Origin of the sequence: Salinibacterium sp. NG22 (genome assembly GCF_015864925.1) — a bacterium.
GTDB lineage: Bacteria > Actinomycetota > Actinomycetes > Actinomycetales > Microbacteriaceae > Rhodoglobus.
Genome location: NZ_JADYWG010000001.1, coordinates 1929418 through 1945194, shown reverse-complemented (window position 1 = coordinate 1945194; position 15777 = coordinate 1929418). Strand labels below are relative to the sequence as shown.

General features: G+C 62.1%; 16 protein-coding genes and 2 tRNA genes. 3 read left to right on the top strand and 15 right to left on the bottom strand.

The window, feature by feature from the left end; genetic code table 11:
- Positions 1–7 precede the first annotated feature (7 nt).
- The 6 genes from I6E81_RS09480 to I6E81_RS09455 form a co-directional block, all read right to left on the bottom strand.
- Positions 8–547 carry a YaeQ family protein gene (locus tag I6E81_RS09480; RefSeq protein ID WP_197107060.1) on the bottom strand — a complete coding sequence of 180 codons (540 nt, stop codon included), beginning with the start codon at positions 545–547 and terminating at the stop codon, positions 8–10.
- Positions 548–591: 44 nt separating this feature from the next.
- Positions 592–1197 carry a nucleoside/nucleotide kinase family protein gene (locus tag I6E81_RS09475; protein ID WP_197107059.1) on the bottom strand — a complete coding sequence of 202 codons (606 nt, stop codon included), beginning with the start codon at positions 1195–1197 and terminating at the stop codon, positions 592–594.
- Positions 1198–1278: 81 nt separating this feature from the next.
- Positions 1279–1367: transfer RNA gene (locus I6E81_RS09470), tRNA-Ser, on the bottom strand.
- A gap of 65 nt (positions 1368–1432) precedes the next feature.
- Positions 1433–2722: an LCP family protein gene (locus tag I6E81_RS09465; protein ID WP_197107058.1), complete on the bottom strand. Its 1290-nt coding sequence runs from the start codon at positions 2720–2722 to the stop codon at positions 1433–1435.
- 45 nt (positions 2723–2767) lie between these two features.
- Positions 2768–2852 (bottom strand) — tRNA-Ser (locus tag I6E81_RS09460).
- 88 nt (positions 2853–2940) lie between these two features.
- Positions 2941–4542: a PucR family transcriptional regulator gene (locus I6E81_RS09455; protein ID WP_197107057.1), complete on the bottom strand. Its 1602-nt coding sequence runs from the start codon at positions 4540–4542 to the stop codon at positions 2941–2943.
- A 131-nt stretch (positions 4543–4673) separates the two neighbouring features.
- On the opposite strand from I6E81_RS09455, the gene I6E81_RS09450 reads away from it, so the two are divergent.
- The gene (locus I6E81_RS09450; protein ID WP_197107056.1) at positions 4674–5993 is read left to right on the top strand and encodes an aspartate aminotransferase family protein; all 1320 of its coding nucleotides are present in this window, start codon (positions 4674–4676) and stop codon (positions 5991–5993) included.
- 88 nt (positions 5994–6081) lie between these two features.
- Here the strand turns inward: I6E81_RS09450 and I6E81_RS09445 are convergent, their stop codons facing one another.
- Entirely contained in the window at positions 6082–6903 is an 822-nt protein-coding gene (locus I6E81_RS09445; RefSeq protein ID WP_307783729.1) for an HAD-IIB family hydrolase, read from the bottom strand.
- Positions 6900–8165, bottom strand: coding sequence for a serine--tRNA ligase (gene serS / locus I6E81_RS09440; protein WP_197107055.1), 1266 nt, complete (start codon positions 8163–8165; stop codon positions 6900–6902). The genes I6E81_RS09445 and serS overlap by 4 nt, the downstream gene beginning before the upstream one ends.
- Before the next feature lie 37 nt (positions 8166–8202).
- On the opposite strand from serS, the gene I6E81_RS09435 reads away from it, so the two are divergent.
- The gene (locus tag I6E81_RS09435) at positions 8203–9318 is read left to right on the top strand and encodes a diacylglycerol kinase family protein (RefSeq protein ID WP_197107054.1); all 1116 of its coding nucleotides are present in this window, start codon (positions 8203–8205) and stop codon (positions 9316–9318) included.
- Here the strand turns inward: I6E81_RS09435 and pheA are convergent.
- Together pheA and I6E81_RS14350 are read right to left on the bottom strand one after the other, a co-directional pair.
- Positions 9302–10267 (bottom strand): prephenate dehydratase, encoded by a 966-nt coding sequence (pheA, locus tag I6E81_RS09430; RefSeq protein WP_197107053.1) that lies wholly within the window; start codon positions 10265–10267, stop codon positions 9302–9304. The two genes, I6E81_RS09435 and pheA, sit on opposite strands and share 17 nt — an antisense overlap.
- A gap of 24 nt (positions 10268–10291) precedes the next feature.
- Positions 10292–11104: a M15 family metallopeptidase gene (locus I6E81_RS14350; protein WP_197107052.1), complete on the bottom strand. Its 813-nt coding sequence runs from the start codon at positions 11102–11104 to the stop codon at positions 10292–10294.
- Between the two features lie 76 nt (positions 11105–11180).
- On the opposite strand from I6E81_RS14350, the gene I6E81_RS09420 reads away from it, so the two are divergent.
- A complete protein-coding gene (locus I6E81_RS09420; protein WP_197107051.1) occupies positions 11181–11465 on the top strand; it encodes a GNAT family N-acetyltransferase in 285 nt (94 codons plus the stop codon).
- Between the two features lie 34 nt (positions 11466–11499).
- Here I6E81_RS09420 and I6E81_RS09415 read toward each other — a convergent pair whose 3' ends face one another.
- The 5 genes from I6E81_RS09415 to I6E81_RS09395 are packed head-to-tail and all read right to left on the bottom strand — an operon-like array spanning position 11500 to position 15760.
- Positions 11500–12255 (bottom strand): heme ABC transporter ATP-binding protein, encoded by a 756-nt coding sequence (locus I6E81_RS09415; RefSeq protein ID WP_197107050.1) that lies wholly within the window; start codon positions 12253–12255, stop codon positions 11500–11502.
- Positions 12252–13310, bottom strand: coding sequence for an iron ABC transporter permease (locus I6E81_RS09410; RefSeq protein ID WP_197107049.1), 1059 nt, complete (start codon positions 13308–13310; stop codon positions 12252–12254). Before I6E81_RS09410 ends, I6E81_RS09415 begins: the two co-directional genes overlap by 4 nt.
- On the bottom strand, positions 13289–14338 hold the full coding sequence (locus tag I6E81_RS09405; protein ID WP_197107236.1) for a biotin/lipoate A/B protein ligase family protein: 1050 nt from the start codon (positions 14336–14338) through the stop codon (positions 13289–13291). The genes I6E81_RS09410 and I6E81_RS09405 overlap by 22 nt, the downstream gene beginning before the upstream one ends.
- A gap of 33 nt (positions 14339–14371) precedes the next feature.
- The gene (locus I6E81_RS09400; RefSeq protein WP_197107048.1) at positions 14372–14833 is read right to left on the bottom strand and encodes an HIT family protein; all 462 of its coding nucleotides are present in this window, start codon (positions 14831–14833) and stop codon (positions 14372–14374) included.
- Positions 14834–15760 (bottom strand): alpha/beta hydrolase, encoded by a 927-nt coding sequence (locus I6E81_RS09395; protein ID WP_197107047.1) that lies wholly within the window; start codon positions 15758–15760, stop codon positions 14834–14836.
- Between the last annotated feature and the right edge of the window lie 17 nt (positions 15761–15777).

Sequence of the window (15777 nt, the reverse complement as noted above, 5' to 3'; positions counted from 1 at the left end):
CGTCTATTTATTCGACGTCGTGGGTGTGCAGCGCCGAACTCACCGTCGTGCCGTTGAGTTCCAAATAGAGTTGCCCCTCCGTCACCGACAGGGTGACGGCGTTGCGTCGTTCGAGAGCGGCCACAGCATCCTCGATGAAACCGGGATCAAAGCTGCGGAAGACGATCTCGCTTGCGTTGTGGATCTTCTTGCCCGCCCAGGGAGCAGCAACCTTCACCGGGTCGCGGTGCGTGTAGATGGCGACCCTGTCGGCCAGCTTGCTGCCGTAGTGAAGTCGCGCAGCATCCGGTGCCCCGATTTCAATCCAGGCCGTAATCGTGCCGGTGAGATCGCGCACGAGCACCGCAGGTTCATCGGTCGATGAGACTCCCTCGCTAAACACGATGCCCTCTTCATACTCGAGGCAGTACGCGAGAACCCGAGTAATCATGTACAGATCGGTTTCAGAGGGATGCCGTGCCACGCGAAGCGTGAAGTCGTCGTAGACACCGCGATCCACATCTGCCAGTTGCACCGTGAAGGTGTGGATCGTTGCGCCAGTTGCCATAACGCCCGAGCCTAGCCTGTGGATGCGACGGCGCCAGCCAGCCTTTACGTTGCCGTGACGACGGCGTCGGCTCGGTCACGCGTCGTGCGGATGAGCACGGCATTGGGTTCGTCGACGTCGGCAACCCAGCGGGCCGCATCCGTCGCCGACCGCCCGTAGCGTCGGTGGCGAGCGATGAGCCTGTCTCGACGCAGATCATCGTCGATGTCGAGATACCAAACCTCGTCGAGTAGCGGTCGAATCGCACCCCAGCCGTCTTGGTCGTGGAGAAGGTAGTTACCTTCCGTCACGATCAACGGGGCATCACCGGGGAGAAGGATCGAGCCAGCAATTGAAGCATCGAGGTCGCGATCGAACCGCGGAGCGACGACAGTCTCGCCCGAACGCAGCCGGCGCAATGTTGAGGCGAAGCCCGCGGCATCGAAAGTGTCAGGGGCACCCTTGCGCGAACGAAGACCTAGTCGGTCAAGGTGTTCATTGGCGAAGTGGTAACCGTCCATCGGGAGGATGGGCGCCGCGAGTTGTTCAACGAAAGTGGATTTGCCCGCGCCCGGCGGCCCGACCATGCCGAGCAGAAAGGGCACGGTTGTGTCGCGCTGGGCAAGAACGCCAATTCGCGCGACGGCTTCGGCGACAGTGTAGGTCTCCACGAGGTCCCTTCACGCTGGCAAAAATGTGGTGGCGCTTAACGCAAGAAAACCCTTGAAAAATCAAGGGTTTTCTTCGCAGAGCGGAGACGGAGAGATTTGAACTCTCGGTACCCTTACGGGTACTCCACCTTAGCAGGGTGGTGCACTAGGCCGGACTATGCGACGTCTCCAGACGTACTCAGCAATCATAACCGCTCATGAGCGGAACGACGAACCGAGCCACAAATCGACTGATTTAGTAGTTGTTGGTTACCGAGCAGGTGTAGTCGGCAGCGTTCTGACCACGGATGTCGAGCACGGGAAGATCTTCCTCAACCGGTGCCGCCGTAGCGCCGTCGGTCGGCTCTGGCGTGGCCTCGGCAACAGGAGCGTTGGGGTCGAGGATCGCGCCAACACCGTCGCCGGCTTCTTCAAGGCTGAACGGTTGGTCGGCAGCGATGAATTCCATCATCTGGTTGCCCAGGTACTCGTTGGGCTGAACCTTGCCCGAGTACACGCCCGTTCCGCCAGTGCCGCCTGGGTACTGCACGAACTGAACGCGTTCGAGGGGAATGTCTTTCAGCGCGAGAGCGATCGACACCATGGTCGGAACATCCGCGAGACTGTTCGAGAGCTGCATGTTGGTGATGGCAGCATCGGCGAGGTTGTACAGCTTCTTGTAGTCGCTGAGAGTGTCTGAACTCTTGAGTGTGCGCACGAGCGAGGAGAGGTAGACCTGCTGCGAGCTGATGCGGGTCAAGTCACTACCGTCGCCAACGCCGTGACGTGAACGCAAGAATGCGAGAGCCTTCCAACCCTTGAGGTTGTACGTGCCCGCCTTGGGAAGATCGATCCCGGTGTACGGGTCGACGAGAGGCCCATCCACACAGACGTCAACGCCACCGATAGCGTTCGTCATCTCAATAACGCCGTCGAAGGTGATGATTCCGGCGAACTGGATATCGAGGCCGGTGAATTCAGAAAGTGTCAGAACTACGCACGGAAGGCCACCATACGAGAGCGCTGTATTGAGGGGCTCAGTTGAGTAGTACTTGTTGTAGTCGCCGTCGAGACTCGGGCACTCAGGGATGCCCATCACCATGTCGCGCGGGAAGCTAATGGCCACGGCAGACTGTCGGTCTTCGGCAACGTGCAAAATCATGTTGACGTCATTGAGTTCGCCAGAAGCGTCCTCAACTGTTCCGCCGATTCCGCCCTGATCTGCACGCGTGTCGCTACCCGCAATGAGAATGTTGAAGCCACCCTCAAAGCTGCCGATCTGAGGCGGTGGGCCTTCGGTCTCACCAATGAGCGCAACAGTGTCGCGCTGACCGTAAATGCTGTCGAAGGCAACGGCTCCTACGGCCGCGCCACTCACCAAAAGGACGGCGAGCGTTGCAGCAACGACCTTGGCAATCGAACCCCACGGTCCCGGTTTCTTCAACCGACCGTGACGTGCCAGGCCTTGCACTTCGGGCTTTTTCTTAGAGTCAGTGCGGTCGACAGAGCGCGAACGCAACTCTGAGCGCGGACGAAGTTCACTCATCGCACTCCCCTTTCTATTACCGGAAACAAAACATGACACGCAGAGCGGAGGGCGTGGGATTCGAACCCACGAGACATTTCTGCCCACCAGTTTTCAAGACTGGCTCCATCGGCCGCTCGGACAGCCCTCCTTGCGTGACGCAAGTTCAGAGTGTATCTGATGCCCGCAATGCGTACCTGAATGGCAGGCTAGAAGGCTCGAAATGGGGGTAGAGAGGTCTACTCGCGCAACCGAAGCGCCGCCCACACCTCAAGTCGTCCCTCGAATGACTCCAGATCGAGATTCAGGATGCTCGCCGCCTGGTCGATGCGCGAGCGCACCGTATGCCGGTGAACACCGAGCTTCGCCGCGGTCGCACCCCACGAACAATCGTTCGCAAACCAGGACAGCAACGTCTCCACGAGGGCAGCCCCCTGCTCAGCATCGAAATTGGTGAGCGGCGTGAGGACCCGGTGCGCCACCCGCTCAGCACCAGCAGACTGCAGCACCCCGAGCATCCCGGTGTCCGCAATTTCGGCGAAATCGGTGAGGCCAGCACGGCCACCGCGGGAGTGGAGAGCACTGGATGCCTGCCCGAGCGCTACGGTCAAGGCCGCGTAGTCGGTGGCCGCGGCACTGCCCGCTGCGAGATCGTGGTCGGTGATGAGTTGTTCCACCTCGCGCTGCACGTCGGTCTGTTCAGCGGGCCTGCCAGCTGTCCGCTGAGCTGCAGCCTCGACGAGCACCACAATCACATCGCCACGGACAGCGAAGAAGGCACGACCGTCAGCGTCGAGGGCCAGTACATCGAGCGCATCGAGCACGAAATGGCTCTGGGTTTGCCGCGCAATCACCACGACGCTCAGCGGTTCCAGCGGAAATGCTCCCCAGACTTCGCCCGCGATTGCCCGCGCTGCGCCAAGGTTGCCGGCAAGCACCAGTTCCAACAACGACGACCTCAGCTGCCCGCGTGTTGCATCCAGAGTGCGGTTTTGTTCCAGAGCGAGCGTTGCCATCGCGATCACGCTCGTCACCAGTTCATTCTCGGCACGGTCAAGCGGCACTCCACGTCCGAGGGCGAGCGCTCCACGCAACTCTCCATTTTGGCCGAGGGTCTGGATCGTCACCTGACCCGAATCGAGAGTGAGAGCCGTGGATGACCGGCTGCCCTTGCGCAGCGCCCGCGCCACCTCATCCCGCACCGGCTGCGCAAAACGATCGCCAGATCGCTGCTGCCCCGGAACAGGAACCGGATGACCAGTCGCATCGAAGAGCCCCACCCAGCAGGAAAGCTGGCGCTCAAGCTCGATGAGGGTTGACCGCAGGCCCGTGGGCTTGAGGGCGGCATACGAGATCGCCTTGTGCGCGGCAATCGACCAGGCCATTCGACGGCTGCGCTCGGCCGCGATCTGGTCGGCCACCTCGCGGATGACCGCAATAAAAGGAACGCGATCCGGAACGTCGATGAGAGGGAAGCCAGCCCGCGCGCACGCTGCAGCAAGCCCGGTCGGCATTCCCTGATGCAGAAAGTGAGTCGCGAAGCCGAGCCCCACAAGACCGGCCTCGATGAGACGCGCCACATAAGAGTCGTAGTCGTAACGTTCAGCATCCGCACCAAAACCGAACTGCGCGCCATCGGTGAGCAAGACGTTGCCACGGCTGAGGAACGGCGTCGGGTCATCGAGATCGGAGCTGTGCACCCACGTAATAGGAGCGGTCATTCGCGACGCGAGCGCGGTGTTGGCGATCAGGCTCTCGCGGGACTGCGTAGGGGCGCCGGTCTCGAGCACACTGAGCCGCAGCGTGCGCTTCGTGAGCAGCCATTCAATCGTCGGGAGCATCCGGTTCTCCACTCATCGCCCTGTTTTCACATTATGTCGAACTATTGCCCCAACGATATACATATTGGCAGCCACAGGCGATTGCGGGCGGACGATAGTGGAGACATCAGCTCCGTCATGAAAGGTGCCCTATGAACTCCGCGCCCGCAACACCCCAGCACAGCAACGCCGACACTGTCGCGCTCGATCGCGCCCACGTATTCCATTCCTGGTCGGCACAGGGCGCGCTCAAACCGCTCGTGCTCGAAGGCGGCCTCGGAAGCATGGTCTGGGACGACGAAGGAAACGAGTACCTCGACTTCTCGAGCCAACTCGTCAACATCAACATCGGCCACCAGCACCCGGCCGTCATCGCCGGCATCAAGGCACAAGCCGACATCATGGCCACCGTCGCCCCGGCACACGCCATCAACATCCGCGGTGAAGCAGCCCGCAAGATCACCGACCACGCACCCGAAGGCATGAACAAGGTCTTCTTCACCAACGGTGGAGCGGATGCCAACGAGAACGCCATGCGCATGGCCCGCCTGCACACTGGTCGCGACAAGATCATCTCGCGCTACCGCTCGTACCACGGCAACACCGGATCAGCCGTCGTCGCTACTGGCGACTGGCGCCGTATCCCCAACGAATACGCGCGCGCCCACGTGCACGTGTTTGGGCCCTACGAGTACCGCTCCGAATTCTGGTCGGACTCCCCCAAACAAGAATCCGAGCGCGCCCTGCACCACCTTGAGCGCACCATCCAAGCTGAGGGTGCAGAGTCAATCGCCGCGATCCTGCTCGAGAGCATCCCCGGTACTGCCGGCGTGCTGACCCCGCCGCCCGGCTACATGGCTGGCGTTCGCGCCATCGCCGACAAGTACGGCATCCTGCTGATCCTCGACGAGGTCATGGTTGGTTTCGGCCGCACCGGAAACTGGTTCGCGTTCGAAGCATTCGACGTCAAGCCCGACCTCATCACCTTCGCCAAGGGTGTCAACTCCGGCTACGTGCCCGTCGGTGGCGTCATCATCTCCGACGAGATCGCCGCAACCTTCGACGAGCGCGTCTTCCCCGGCGGCCTCACCTACTCGGGCCACCCGCTCGCTGCCGCCTCCATCGTCGCCTCCATCACCGCGATGGAAGAGGAAGACATCATCGAGAATGCAGCCATGATCGGTCGCGAACACATTGGCCCCGGCCTTGCCGCTCTCGCCGAGAAGCACGACTGCATCGGCGATGTTCGTGGAAGCGGAGTCTTCTGGGCCCTCGAGCTCGTCGCGAATCGTGAGACCCGCGAACCGCTGAGCGCCGCAGACATGGGCAAGATCAAGGGCGCGCTCGTCAAGCGCGGGCTGCTGCCGTTTATCGCCGACAACCGCATCCACGTCGTACCGCCGGCCGTCGTGACTCCCGAGGAAGTTGCTCGGGCCATGGCGATCTACGACGAAGCGCTCAGCGAGCTCTAACAGAGTTCTGCGCCGAAGGGGTTCAGCGCAGAAAAGGGTGGTTTGGCCGGGCCCGGCGTTCGGGCTCGGGCTCGGCTAAACCGGCGCGTTACGCGTCGAACGCGGCAAGAATGAGCGCGGCACCGTCGTTGACATCACTCTCGGTGACCTCGTTGGCGACCGCACGCACGTCATCCGGAGCCTGCCCCATCGCGACGCCGCGGCCGTGACGTGATGCCCATTCGAGCATGTCGATGTCGTTGCGACCATCGCCCATAGCGAGCACTCGCGTGCGCGGGATGCCAAGACGCGAACGCACATTTTCGAGCGCCGTCGACTTGTTGACCCCATCGGGCGCGATGTCGAGCCAGGCCGTCCAGCCGACGTTATAGCTGACCTTGTGAAGGCCCATCTTCTCGACAACCGAGAGGAAATCGTCAACCTGGTGCTGCGGAGAAATGACAACAACACGCGTGGCCTGCACCTTCACGAGCTCCTCGAAGGCCACATCTTCGCTGATGGCACCGAGGGCGCCATCGGGGAACTTGCCGTTGACGAAGAACTTGCCCGTCGCATCCTCGACCGCATAGTTCGCCGACCCCAAATGCTTCTTGATGCTCGTGAGCACCTCTTGGGGGTTGAACATCTCCACAAATTCGCGAGCGTAGCCGCCCTCGCCCAGCGGGTCGCGCTTGAGCGTGATCGCCCCGTTGGAGCAGACCACGTACTGCGGCTTCAGGCCCAACTTGTGCAGAATCGGCAACGTCATGGCGACCGAACGACCGGTGGCCAACATGACTTCGTGGCCGGCATCCCGAACCTTCGCGACCGCCGCAATCACGGAGTCGTTCATCTCGCCCGACTCGAGCAGCACAGTGCCGTCGATGTCGAGTGCGATCATCCAGCGGTCATCCTGTGCTGCGGTTGTCACGCGATTGGCTCCAAAATCTCAAGGCCGCCCAGGTACGGGCGAAGTGCTTGCGGCACCACGACCGACCCGTCGGACTGTTGGTGGGTTTCAAGAATGGCAACCAGCCAGCGGGTGGTTGCAAGAGTTCCGTTGATGGTCGCTACCGGGGCAGTCTTGCCCGACTCGGTGCGATAGCGGGTGTCGAGACGGCGCGCCTGGTACGTCGTGCAGTTCGAGGTGGAAGTGAGTTCGCGATAGGTGCCCTGCGTGGGAACCCAGGCCTCGATGTCGTACTTGCGAGCAGCACTCGAACCGAGGTCGCCACCGGCAACATCAATCACGCGGTAGCTGAGCTCGCACGCCTGCAGCATCGACTCTTGGAACGACAGCAGCCGTTCGTGCTCGGCCTGAGCATTCTCGGGCAGCACGTAGCTGAACATCTCGAGCTTGTTGAACTGGTGCACGCGCAGAATGCCGCGGTTGTCTTTGCCCGCAGAACCGGCCTCGCGGCGGTAACAGGTTGACCAACCGGCGTAGCGCAGCGGACCCTTCGACAGATCGAGGATCTCATCAGAGTGGTACCCGGCGAGCGCCACTTCACTCGTACCCGTGAGGTACAAGTCGTCGGCGGGCAAGTAGTAAATCTCGTCGGAGTGCTCACCCAAGAACCCGGTGCCGGCCATCATTTCTGGGCGCACCAGCGTTGGCGTGATGAGCGGGATGAAGTCGCCAGCGATAGCGCGATCGAGGGCCATGTTCATGAGGCCGATTTCGAGGCGCGCTCCAACACCCTTGAGGAAGTAGAACCGGCTGCCCGAAACCTTCACGCCACGGGGAATGTCGATGGCTCCCAAGATTTCGCCGAGATCGGCGTGGTCGCGGGGCTCAAAGTCGAAGGTTGCGGGAGTGCCCACTTCGCGCACGAGCTCCCAGTCATCCTCGCCACCGACAGGCACGCCTTCGACAGCGATGTTGCCGAGAGAACCGACGATGCGAGTGAACTCAGCCTCCGCCTCAGTCGAAACCACCTGAGCGGCCTTTACCCGAGCGGCCAGCTTCTGCGCCTCAGCGACGAGTGCCTTCTTCTCCTCGGATGGCGCCTGAGCGACCTTCTTGCCGAAGCTATTTTGCTCGGCCCGCAATGCCTCGAATTCGCCAATGCTGGCGCGACGCTTCTGGTCGGCGGCAATAGCGTCGTCGACCAACTGGACCGAAGCTCCGCGCGCGATTTGCGACTGCCGCACGGCTTCAGGGTTTTCTCTAAGAATTTGGGGGTCAATCACCCCTACAGCCTACCGATTCATGGCGTAGCGTTTATCTGTGCCCACCCCTCGAAACTCAAAACCTAAAGTTGCGGTTGTTTACAACCCCATCAAGGTCGATCTTGCGAAGCTCAAGAAGATGGTCACTGCTGCCGCAAAGGCAGCCGACTGGGCAGCGCCGATCTGGTTCTCTACGACCGTGAAGGATGCCGGCCAAAACGTCACTGGCAGCGCCATCCGACGGGGAGCCACTGTCGTCATCGCGGCAGGCGGCGATGGCACCGTGCGCGCTGTGGCCGAGGCCCTGGGCGGCAGCGGAGTCGCGATGGCTGTCGTCTCGGCAGGCACTGGCAACCTCCTCGCCCGCAACCTTGAGCTTCCGACGAACAGCATCCGCGACAGCATCGAACTGGCCTTCCACGGCGCCGACCACGCCATCGACCTCGGCATGGTCGAGATCGTGCGCGACAACAACGACCACGAAAAGCACGCTTTCTTGGTAATGGCCGGCCTCGGGCTCGACGCCAGGATGATTAAGAACACGAGCACGAAGCTGAAGAAAGCTGTCGGCTGGTTGGCGTATGTCGACGGCATCGCACGATCCATCCCCGAACTGAGGCCCGTAAAACTGCGGTACAGCGTGGATGGCGGCCCCAACCGCTCGCTCAGCGCCCACACCGTGATTATCGGCAACTGCGGATCACTGCCCGGCGGGCTGCTTCTGCTGCCGGAAGCCCAACCCGACGACGGCATCCTCGACATGGCAGCCCTCGTGCCCCGCGGCCGCTTTGGTTGGCTCAACATTTGGAACAAGATCGCGTGGGAGAACGGTGTGCTGCGCAAGAGCGTCATCGGCCGCCGCATCATCGACCTCTCGAAAGACGTGCGCGACGTTCGCTACGCCAAGGGCAGTGACCTCAACATGATTGTCGACACCCCCGAAGAGTTCCAGCTCGACGGAGACGACTTCGGGCTCGCCAAGTCAGTGCACGCGTGGGTTGAACCCGGCGCCCTCATCATGCGGGTACCGAAGGTGCACACCCGTGCCGAAGTGAGGGCGCACTCCAAAGCTCAATCGCAGGCGCGAACACACGCCCGCGCGACTGCCCGGACAACCGCACGCACGACCGCTCAAGCCAAAGCGCTCAGCAAGAAGGCTACGGCTCGCGAGTAGCCGAAGGCTCACGGGCGGTGATGGCCCGCAACCAATCACGCGCCTCCACAAAGACGTCGTTGCCATAGCGCGGCGTCACCGTGGTGGCGAGCTTGTCGGCCCGCGGGTAGCTGCCCAAGAAAATCACGTTCGGGCTGAAGCGCTTGAGACCGAGTAGGGCATCTGCCACTCGTTCATCGAGGATGTGCCCTTCAAGGTCGATGACAAAACGGTAGCGACCGAGCTCGTCACCAATCGGTCGCGACTCAATCAAACTCATGTTGACGCCGCGCGTCGCAAACTGCTCAAGCATTTCGAGCAAGCGACCAGGAGCGTTGTCGGGGAGTTCGACGATCACACTCGTCTTGTCAGCGCCGGTCGGCTCAGGCAGTTCGGTGTTCGACGAGACCAGCACAAAGCGCGTCACAGAATTCTGATTGTTGGCAATGTTCTCGGCGAGAACCTCGAGCGGGTAGTGCTCGGTGATGCCGGGCGGGGCGACTGCGGCATCCGCAATGCTGTTTTCCAGCAACGATGCCGCGGCAGCAACATTAGAGCTCGCGGGAATGTAGCCGTGTTGCGGCAACTCTGCGTCGAGCCAGCGCCGAGTTTGCCCATAGGCGACCGGATGCGCGTTGACGGTGGTCACGTCGGCGAGCGCTGTTCCCGGCCGGGCCACGAGCACGAAATTCACGGGAACCAAGTATTCGCCCAAGATCCGCAGATTGGGGGTGGTGGTCAACGCATCCTGAGTCACACTGACGCCACCATCGATGGAGTTTTCGATCGCGATCATCGCGGCAGTGCTGCGGCCATTAGTGACATCGTCGAGAGCTTCGCCAACATTGTTGACGCTCTTCCAGTGGGCACCCACCGCTTCGGGAACCTGCTTAAGGGCGGCCTCCGTAAAGGTTCCGGCAGGCCCGAGGTAGCTGTAGCTCACAGTGTCGGGGTGCGGCGTCGAAGTCATGACACGAGTTTAGGGTGCCAGCGGCTAGCCATAGTTCGGTGCGGCAGGCAGCCCAAAGAACTCTTCGAGCGTTTGGATGCCCGTGCTGTGAAGTTCAGCGGCAAGTTCCTTGCCCACGTAGCGCATGTGCCATGGCTCGTACTCGTAACCGGTGATGTCGGTTTTTCCCTCGGGATAGCGGACAGTGAAGCCGTACTTCCACCCATTTGCCGCCAGCCATTGCCCCTGCGGAGTGTCACCAAAGCACTGATCGAGGGTGCAATTCGCAGGCAACGCGCTCACGTCAATCGAGAGACCGGTTTGGTGTTCGCTGTGTCCTGGTCGCGCGCTCGTGAGGTCAGCTGCCTCCTGACCGAGGCTCGATACCCATCCCGCGTACACGCTCTCTTGCGACCAGTAGCTGCGGTACGAGCTCTGCGACTGCATCTGGAGCCCGGTTTCGGCGTTGAACGCGGTGAACATCTCGACCACTGCGGCTGCGGCATCCGGCGTCAGATACGGCTCGTATGCATACGCGACATCGACGAACACGAGGTTTGGTTCGTAGGTTTGCGGGTTGAGCGGACGCAACTTGTTCGCGACGACCCAGAGGCTGGTCGCGTCGTCGTTGGAGAACTGAGCTTTGTCGAACGTGGGCGTGGGGGTAGGTGTCGGCGTCGGGGTGGGCGTGGGAGTCGGTGTCGGCGTGCGGGTTGCGGTCGCAACTGGCTCGGGACTGGGCTCAAGCGCGACAAACGAAGCCACTGCGGCGATAACGATCAGCACAAAGCCTGAGACGGCAATGATGATCAATCGCCGGCGTGACCCGCCGGATTTGGGGGGAGGAGAATCAGACACCCATCGATACTATTCCCATGCTTTGACGCGCCGCAGAACACATCCCCAGCAGAGACACCGCGACTAGGCTTTGAGAATGGCCAGCGAAGTTATCCACGACCCTGCAATGCACCGGTACGAGTTGCTTGTCGATGGCGTGCAGGCCGGGCTCGCCGACTACCAACTGCGCGACGATCAGATCGTTTTTGTGCACACCGAGATTGATCCCAAATTTCGGGGCCGAGGTCGCGGCAGCGAACTAGCCCGCGGTGCCCTCAATCTGGTGCGTGCCGAAAGCGAAACCCGCGTCGTCGCGAAGTGCGAATTCATCGATAAGTTCATCACCGATCACCCCGAGTACCGCGACCTTCTCAGCCGCTAGTCACTCTTCGCGGCCGGTCTTCCTGCCGCTGCCGTCAGCGACGGGGGACGACTACCGGATGCCCACCGACGTCGTGCAGGTCGACGGCGAGACCGTACACGCGCTCTACCCGCTCGGCGGTGAGCACTTCGCTGGGAGTGCCAATCGCGTCGAGAGTGCCGTGAGCAATAAGGGCGAGTCGATCGGAGTAGGCGCCGGCGAGGCTCAGGTCGTGCAGCACGACCACGACGGCACGGCCATCGGCAGCTATCGAGCGAGCGACTCGCATGACGTCTTCTTGGTGGCGCAGGTCGAGGGCCGCGGTCGGCTCATCCAAGAACACAACAGGGGTGTGCTGAGCGAGAACCCGCGCGAGCGAGACGCGCGCCTTTTCGCCGCCGGAGAGCGTGGTGAACCGACGCTCCCCCAGATGGGCAACATCCGTCACGGCTAGCGCGTTATTGACGACGGCAACGTCGTCGCGGCTCTCGAGCGATCGCGACCAGGGACTGCGCCCCATGGCGACGACTTCAGACACTCGAAACGGAAAACTCACCGTGTTCTCTTGAGTGAGCACGGCACGCAGTCGGGCGAGCTCCGCATGTCGGATGCCGCCAAGGTCCCGCCCATCAATGGTCACGGTTCCGCTGTCTGGCTTGCGGTCGCCGCTCAAGACTGAGAGCAGCGTCGACTTTCCGGCACCGTTAGGCCCGACGAGTGCGAGGACTTCGCCGGGGGCCACGTCAAGACTGACGTCGTCGAGGATGGCGCGAGAGTCGAGCCGAACGCTGACGTTGCGTGCACTAATCATGCCCACCCTCCGCTCTGGCGGCGTTGGCGGAACAAGAGGTAGAAGAAAAAGGGGCCGCCGACGAGCGAGGTGAGGAGACCGATCGGCAGGTCACCGCCGGGCACGACGGAGCGGGCGAGCAGGTCGGAGAGCACGAGTAGCACTGCGCCGCCGACAGCGCTCGCGACGATGAGTGGGCGGTGCGCTGGCCCTATTGCCATGCGCATCGCGTGCGGCACAACAAGACCGACGAAGGCAATGATTCCCACGAACGCCACGGCCACACCGGTGAGTAGAGCGACGATCACGATCGACACGATGCGGAGGCGCTCAACGTTCACACCAAGGTGGCGAGCGTTGCGCTCCCCCAGCGCGAGCAGGTCGAACGGGCGCGCGAGCACCACCGCGGCAACAAGGCCGATCGCAGTGACGAGCGCGACAATGAGCACTTCGCTCCAGCGCGAACCATTGAGCGAGCCCAGTTGCCAAAACACGATCTGTTCCCGGCTGCCCGAGTCGGCGACGAACAGCAAGAACGCGAGGCCTGCGCCAGCGAAGGCGTTCACGGCGATACCGGTCAAGAGCAACGTCACGACTTCGGTGCGACCGTTGGCCCGCGACACGAAGTAGACGAGCAGGGTCGCGAGCAGCCCGCCGACAAAAGCGAAGAGCGCAATCGCACTGTCACCGAGCGCGGCAACGCCCACTACGATCGCAATCGCGGCGCCCAGAGCGGCACCGGATGAGACTCCCACGACCCCAGGCTCCGCCAGCGGGTTGCCAAAGATAGCTTGCATCACGGCACCGGCAACGGCGAGTGCTGCGCCCACGACCATGGCCATCGCAATCCGAGGAAAACGCACCACCCAGAGCGTGGATTCCACGATCGAATCGGTGGGTGCCCAGGCGTTCTGGATGCCGAGCGAGCGCAGCAGAGATCCGCCAACTTCGGCGGCGCTCACGGGCAGTTGCCCGAGCACGGCCGACGCCACGATGCCGCCCAGCAGCAGCGCGGCAAGGGTGAGCGTGAGGGTCAGGCCGCGGAGAGTGGTGTTCACGGAACGCGCTGCAACCATTCTTCGGTGCCGAACTTTTCAGTCACGAGTTCTTCAGCACGAGCGATCTCGTCACTGGTCAATTCACTCTCAGTGAGACCGTGCAGCCCTCGGAAGGTGGCAACCATGGCGTCGATGATGTCGGCACGTTCCATGCCGGTCTGGCTGCGCAGCGGGTCGACGCGCTTGGCTGCCGATTTGGTGCCCTTGTCGCTCATTTTCTCGCGACCGATGCGCAGCACCTGCACCATCTTTTCGCCATCAATGTCGTAGCTCATGGTCACGTGGTGCAGCACAGCACCCGCCCCGAGACGCTTCTGGGCTGCCCCGCCGATCTTTCCGGTCGGGCTCGCGATGTCGTTAAGGGGTTGGTAGCTGGCGTCAATGCCGAGTGACTTGAGGGCGATGATGACCCACTCGTCGAGAAATGCATACGAGTCGGCAAAGGTCATGCCCTGCACGAGTTCGACCGGCGCGTAGATCGAGTAGGTGATGACGGTGCCGGCTTCCATAAACATGGCGCCACCACCCGAGATGCGACGAACAACCTCGAAGCCAAATTTCTTCGCGTTCTCAAGGTCAACTTCGTTGCGCAGCGACTGAAAGCTGCCGATGACAACGGCGGGCTTGTTCCACTCCCAGATGCGCAGAGTGGGTTGGCGGCGACCGGAGGCTACCTCTTCGGAGAGCACCTGATCCATCGCCATTTGCATGCGCGGTTCGAGAGGCGGCCCGGTGACGATCTGCCAGTCGTAATCTTTCCAGGTCGTGGCACGTTGCAGTGCACGGCGGATGGCCGTGGCGACCGACTCGGCAGAGAAGCCGAGCATGACGGTGCCCTCGGGCAGCGACTGCTGAATCGCGGCCGTGATGGTCTTCGCGTCAGAGTTAGCGGGGAGCCCGTTGATGGCGGCGTTGATGTCTTCGAGAGCGTCATCCGGCTCGAGGAAGAAGTCGCCGGCGAGCCGGAAGTTGGTGATGGCGTCGTCGACAACGTCGAGATCGACCACTACGAGTTTTCCGCCGGGCACCTTGAATTCGCCGTGCATCACTCACCCCTGTCTAGTTGTACTGAATCCAGCCTACTGGGCAGTGTCAGCGTGCGGAATTGACCAGTCGAGCGGCGGCACGAACTCACCATGACCGTGCTCGATCATGCGGGCTCGCAATCGCTGAAAAGCCTCGTCGAGAGCGGCGGCACCCGGGTCACGGTTGATGCCCGTGTGGCTGTATTCATACACATTCCACGACGGCCAGACGTGCAAGTGCGCGTGCGGCACCCGGTAACCCTCGAACATGAGACCGACCCGGTCGGCATCCCACTCGTCACGCTGGGCGAGACCAATAAGCCGCCCGACACGGAAAATATGCATCGCGAGATCTTCGTCGAGCTCGCTCCACCGATCGACCTCGAGGCGCGGGATCACGAGCACATGACCTGGCTTGCGGGGCTCGATCGTGAGAATGGCAAAGACACGGTCATCCGCCCAGATAAAGCGCCCGGGCGAGCGGCCGTTCAGAATCTCAGTGAAAATTGATGCCATTTATTTGGGTTCGGTCGCCTCGGGGTGGGCTGGCGCCGGAGGCGTCGCATCAGGATGCACGGGCTTGAGCCGAGCATCGAGCCACACCACGAGGTCGGTGATGACGTCGTCTTTGTTGGTCTCGTTGAAGATTTCGTGGCGGGCACCCGGATACACGATGGCCTCAACGTCGGTGAGCTTGGAGCGCACCACGTAGTCTGCGGCGAGCGCCTCAATGCTTGCTTCGCCACCGAGCGAATCTTCGTCGCCGATCATGATGAGAATCGGGATGTCGCGAGCGAAGTGCTTTGCTGGGCGCCCCATCAGTCGCAAACCATCAACGGGCCCGAAGAGTTTGAGGGCATCCGCATAGAAGGTCAGCGGGTCGTGAACGAAGTCTTCGGCGATCTGCGGATCCCGGCTGAGCCATTCGTAGCCGGTGGTGCCGAGGTCTTTGTGCTTGGCGTTGAGGTTGCCGCTGTTCATGTGGGCGAAGGTGCGGTGGGCGGTGCCGGTAAGGACCGCTACTTCATATTCCGTGGAATGGTGGTTGAGCACGTCTTGCACCATGAGCGAGCCCCACGAGTGGCCGAGGAGCGCCAACGGAAGGTCGGGGTTGTCGGCCCGAATAATCTTCGTGAGGTCGCGGATGTTTTCGGTCGCCGCCCGCAGGCCGCCCTTGCCGAGTTTGCCCAGTTTGCTGGCGTCGCCCGCGTTTTGGTCGAGACCGGTTGCACCGTGCCCACGGTGGTCGTCGGCATACACCGTGTAGCCGGCAGCGACGAGCGCTTGGGCGAGGTATTCGTAGCGGCGGGCGTGGTCGCCGAGGCCGTGCGTGAGCTGAAGCACCGCATGGGCTTTGGGCGACTGCCACACGTAATAGTGAATCGTCACTCCATGGGCATCCGTGTAGGAGTGATCAGTTCGTGGCACTGTGAACTTGGGCATTGGGCCTCCTTGCTGCA

Excerpts from the sequence above, each read along its gene's own strand:
- I6E81_RS09480 (WP_197107060.1), bottom strand. The coding sequence starts at position 547 with ATGGCAACTGGCGCAACGATCCACACCTTCACGGTGCAACTGGCAGAT.
- I6E81_RS09465 (WP_197107058.1), bottom strand. The coding sequence starts at position 2,722 with ATGAGTGAACTTCGTCCGCGCTCAGAGTTGCGTTCGCGCTCTGTCGAC.
- I6E81_RS09455 (WP_197107057.1), bottom strand. The coding sequence starts at position 4,542 with ATGCTCCCGACGATTGAATGGCTGCTCACGAAGCGCACGCTGCGGCTC.
- I6E81_RS09450 (WP_197107056.1), top strand. The coding sequence starts at position 4,674 with ATGAACTCCGCGCCCGCAACACCCCAGCACAGCAACGCCGACACTGTC.
- pheA (WP_197107053.1), bottom strand. The coding sequence starts at position 10,267 with ATGACTTCGACGCCGCACCCCGACACTGTGAGCTACAGCTACCTCGGG.
- I6E81_RS09420 (WP_197107051.1), top strand. The coding sequence starts at position 11,181 with ATGGCCAGCGAAGTTATCCACGACCCTGCAATGCACCGGTACGAGTTG.
- I6E81_RS09415 (WP_197107050.1), bottom strand. The coding sequence starts at position 12,255 with ATGATTAGTGCACGCAACGTCAGCGTTCGGCTCGACTCTCGCGCCATC.
- I6E81_RS09410 (WP_197107049.1), bottom strand. The coding sequence starts at position 13,310 with ATGGTTGCAGCGCGTTCCGTGAACACCACTCTCCGCGGCCTGACCCTC.
- I6E81_RS09405 (WP_197107236.1), bottom strand. The coding sequence starts at position 14,338 with ATGCACGGCGAATTCAAGGTGCCCGGCGGAAAACTCGTAGTGGTCGAT.
- I6E81_RS09400 (WP_197107048.1), bottom strand. The coding sequence starts at position 14,833 with ATGGCATCAATTTTCACTGAGATTCTGAACGGCCGCTCGCCCGGGCGC.
- I6E81_RS09395 (WP_197107047.1), bottom strand. The coding sequence starts at position 15,760 with ATGCCCAAGTTCACAGTGCCACGAACTGATCACTCCTACACGGATGCC.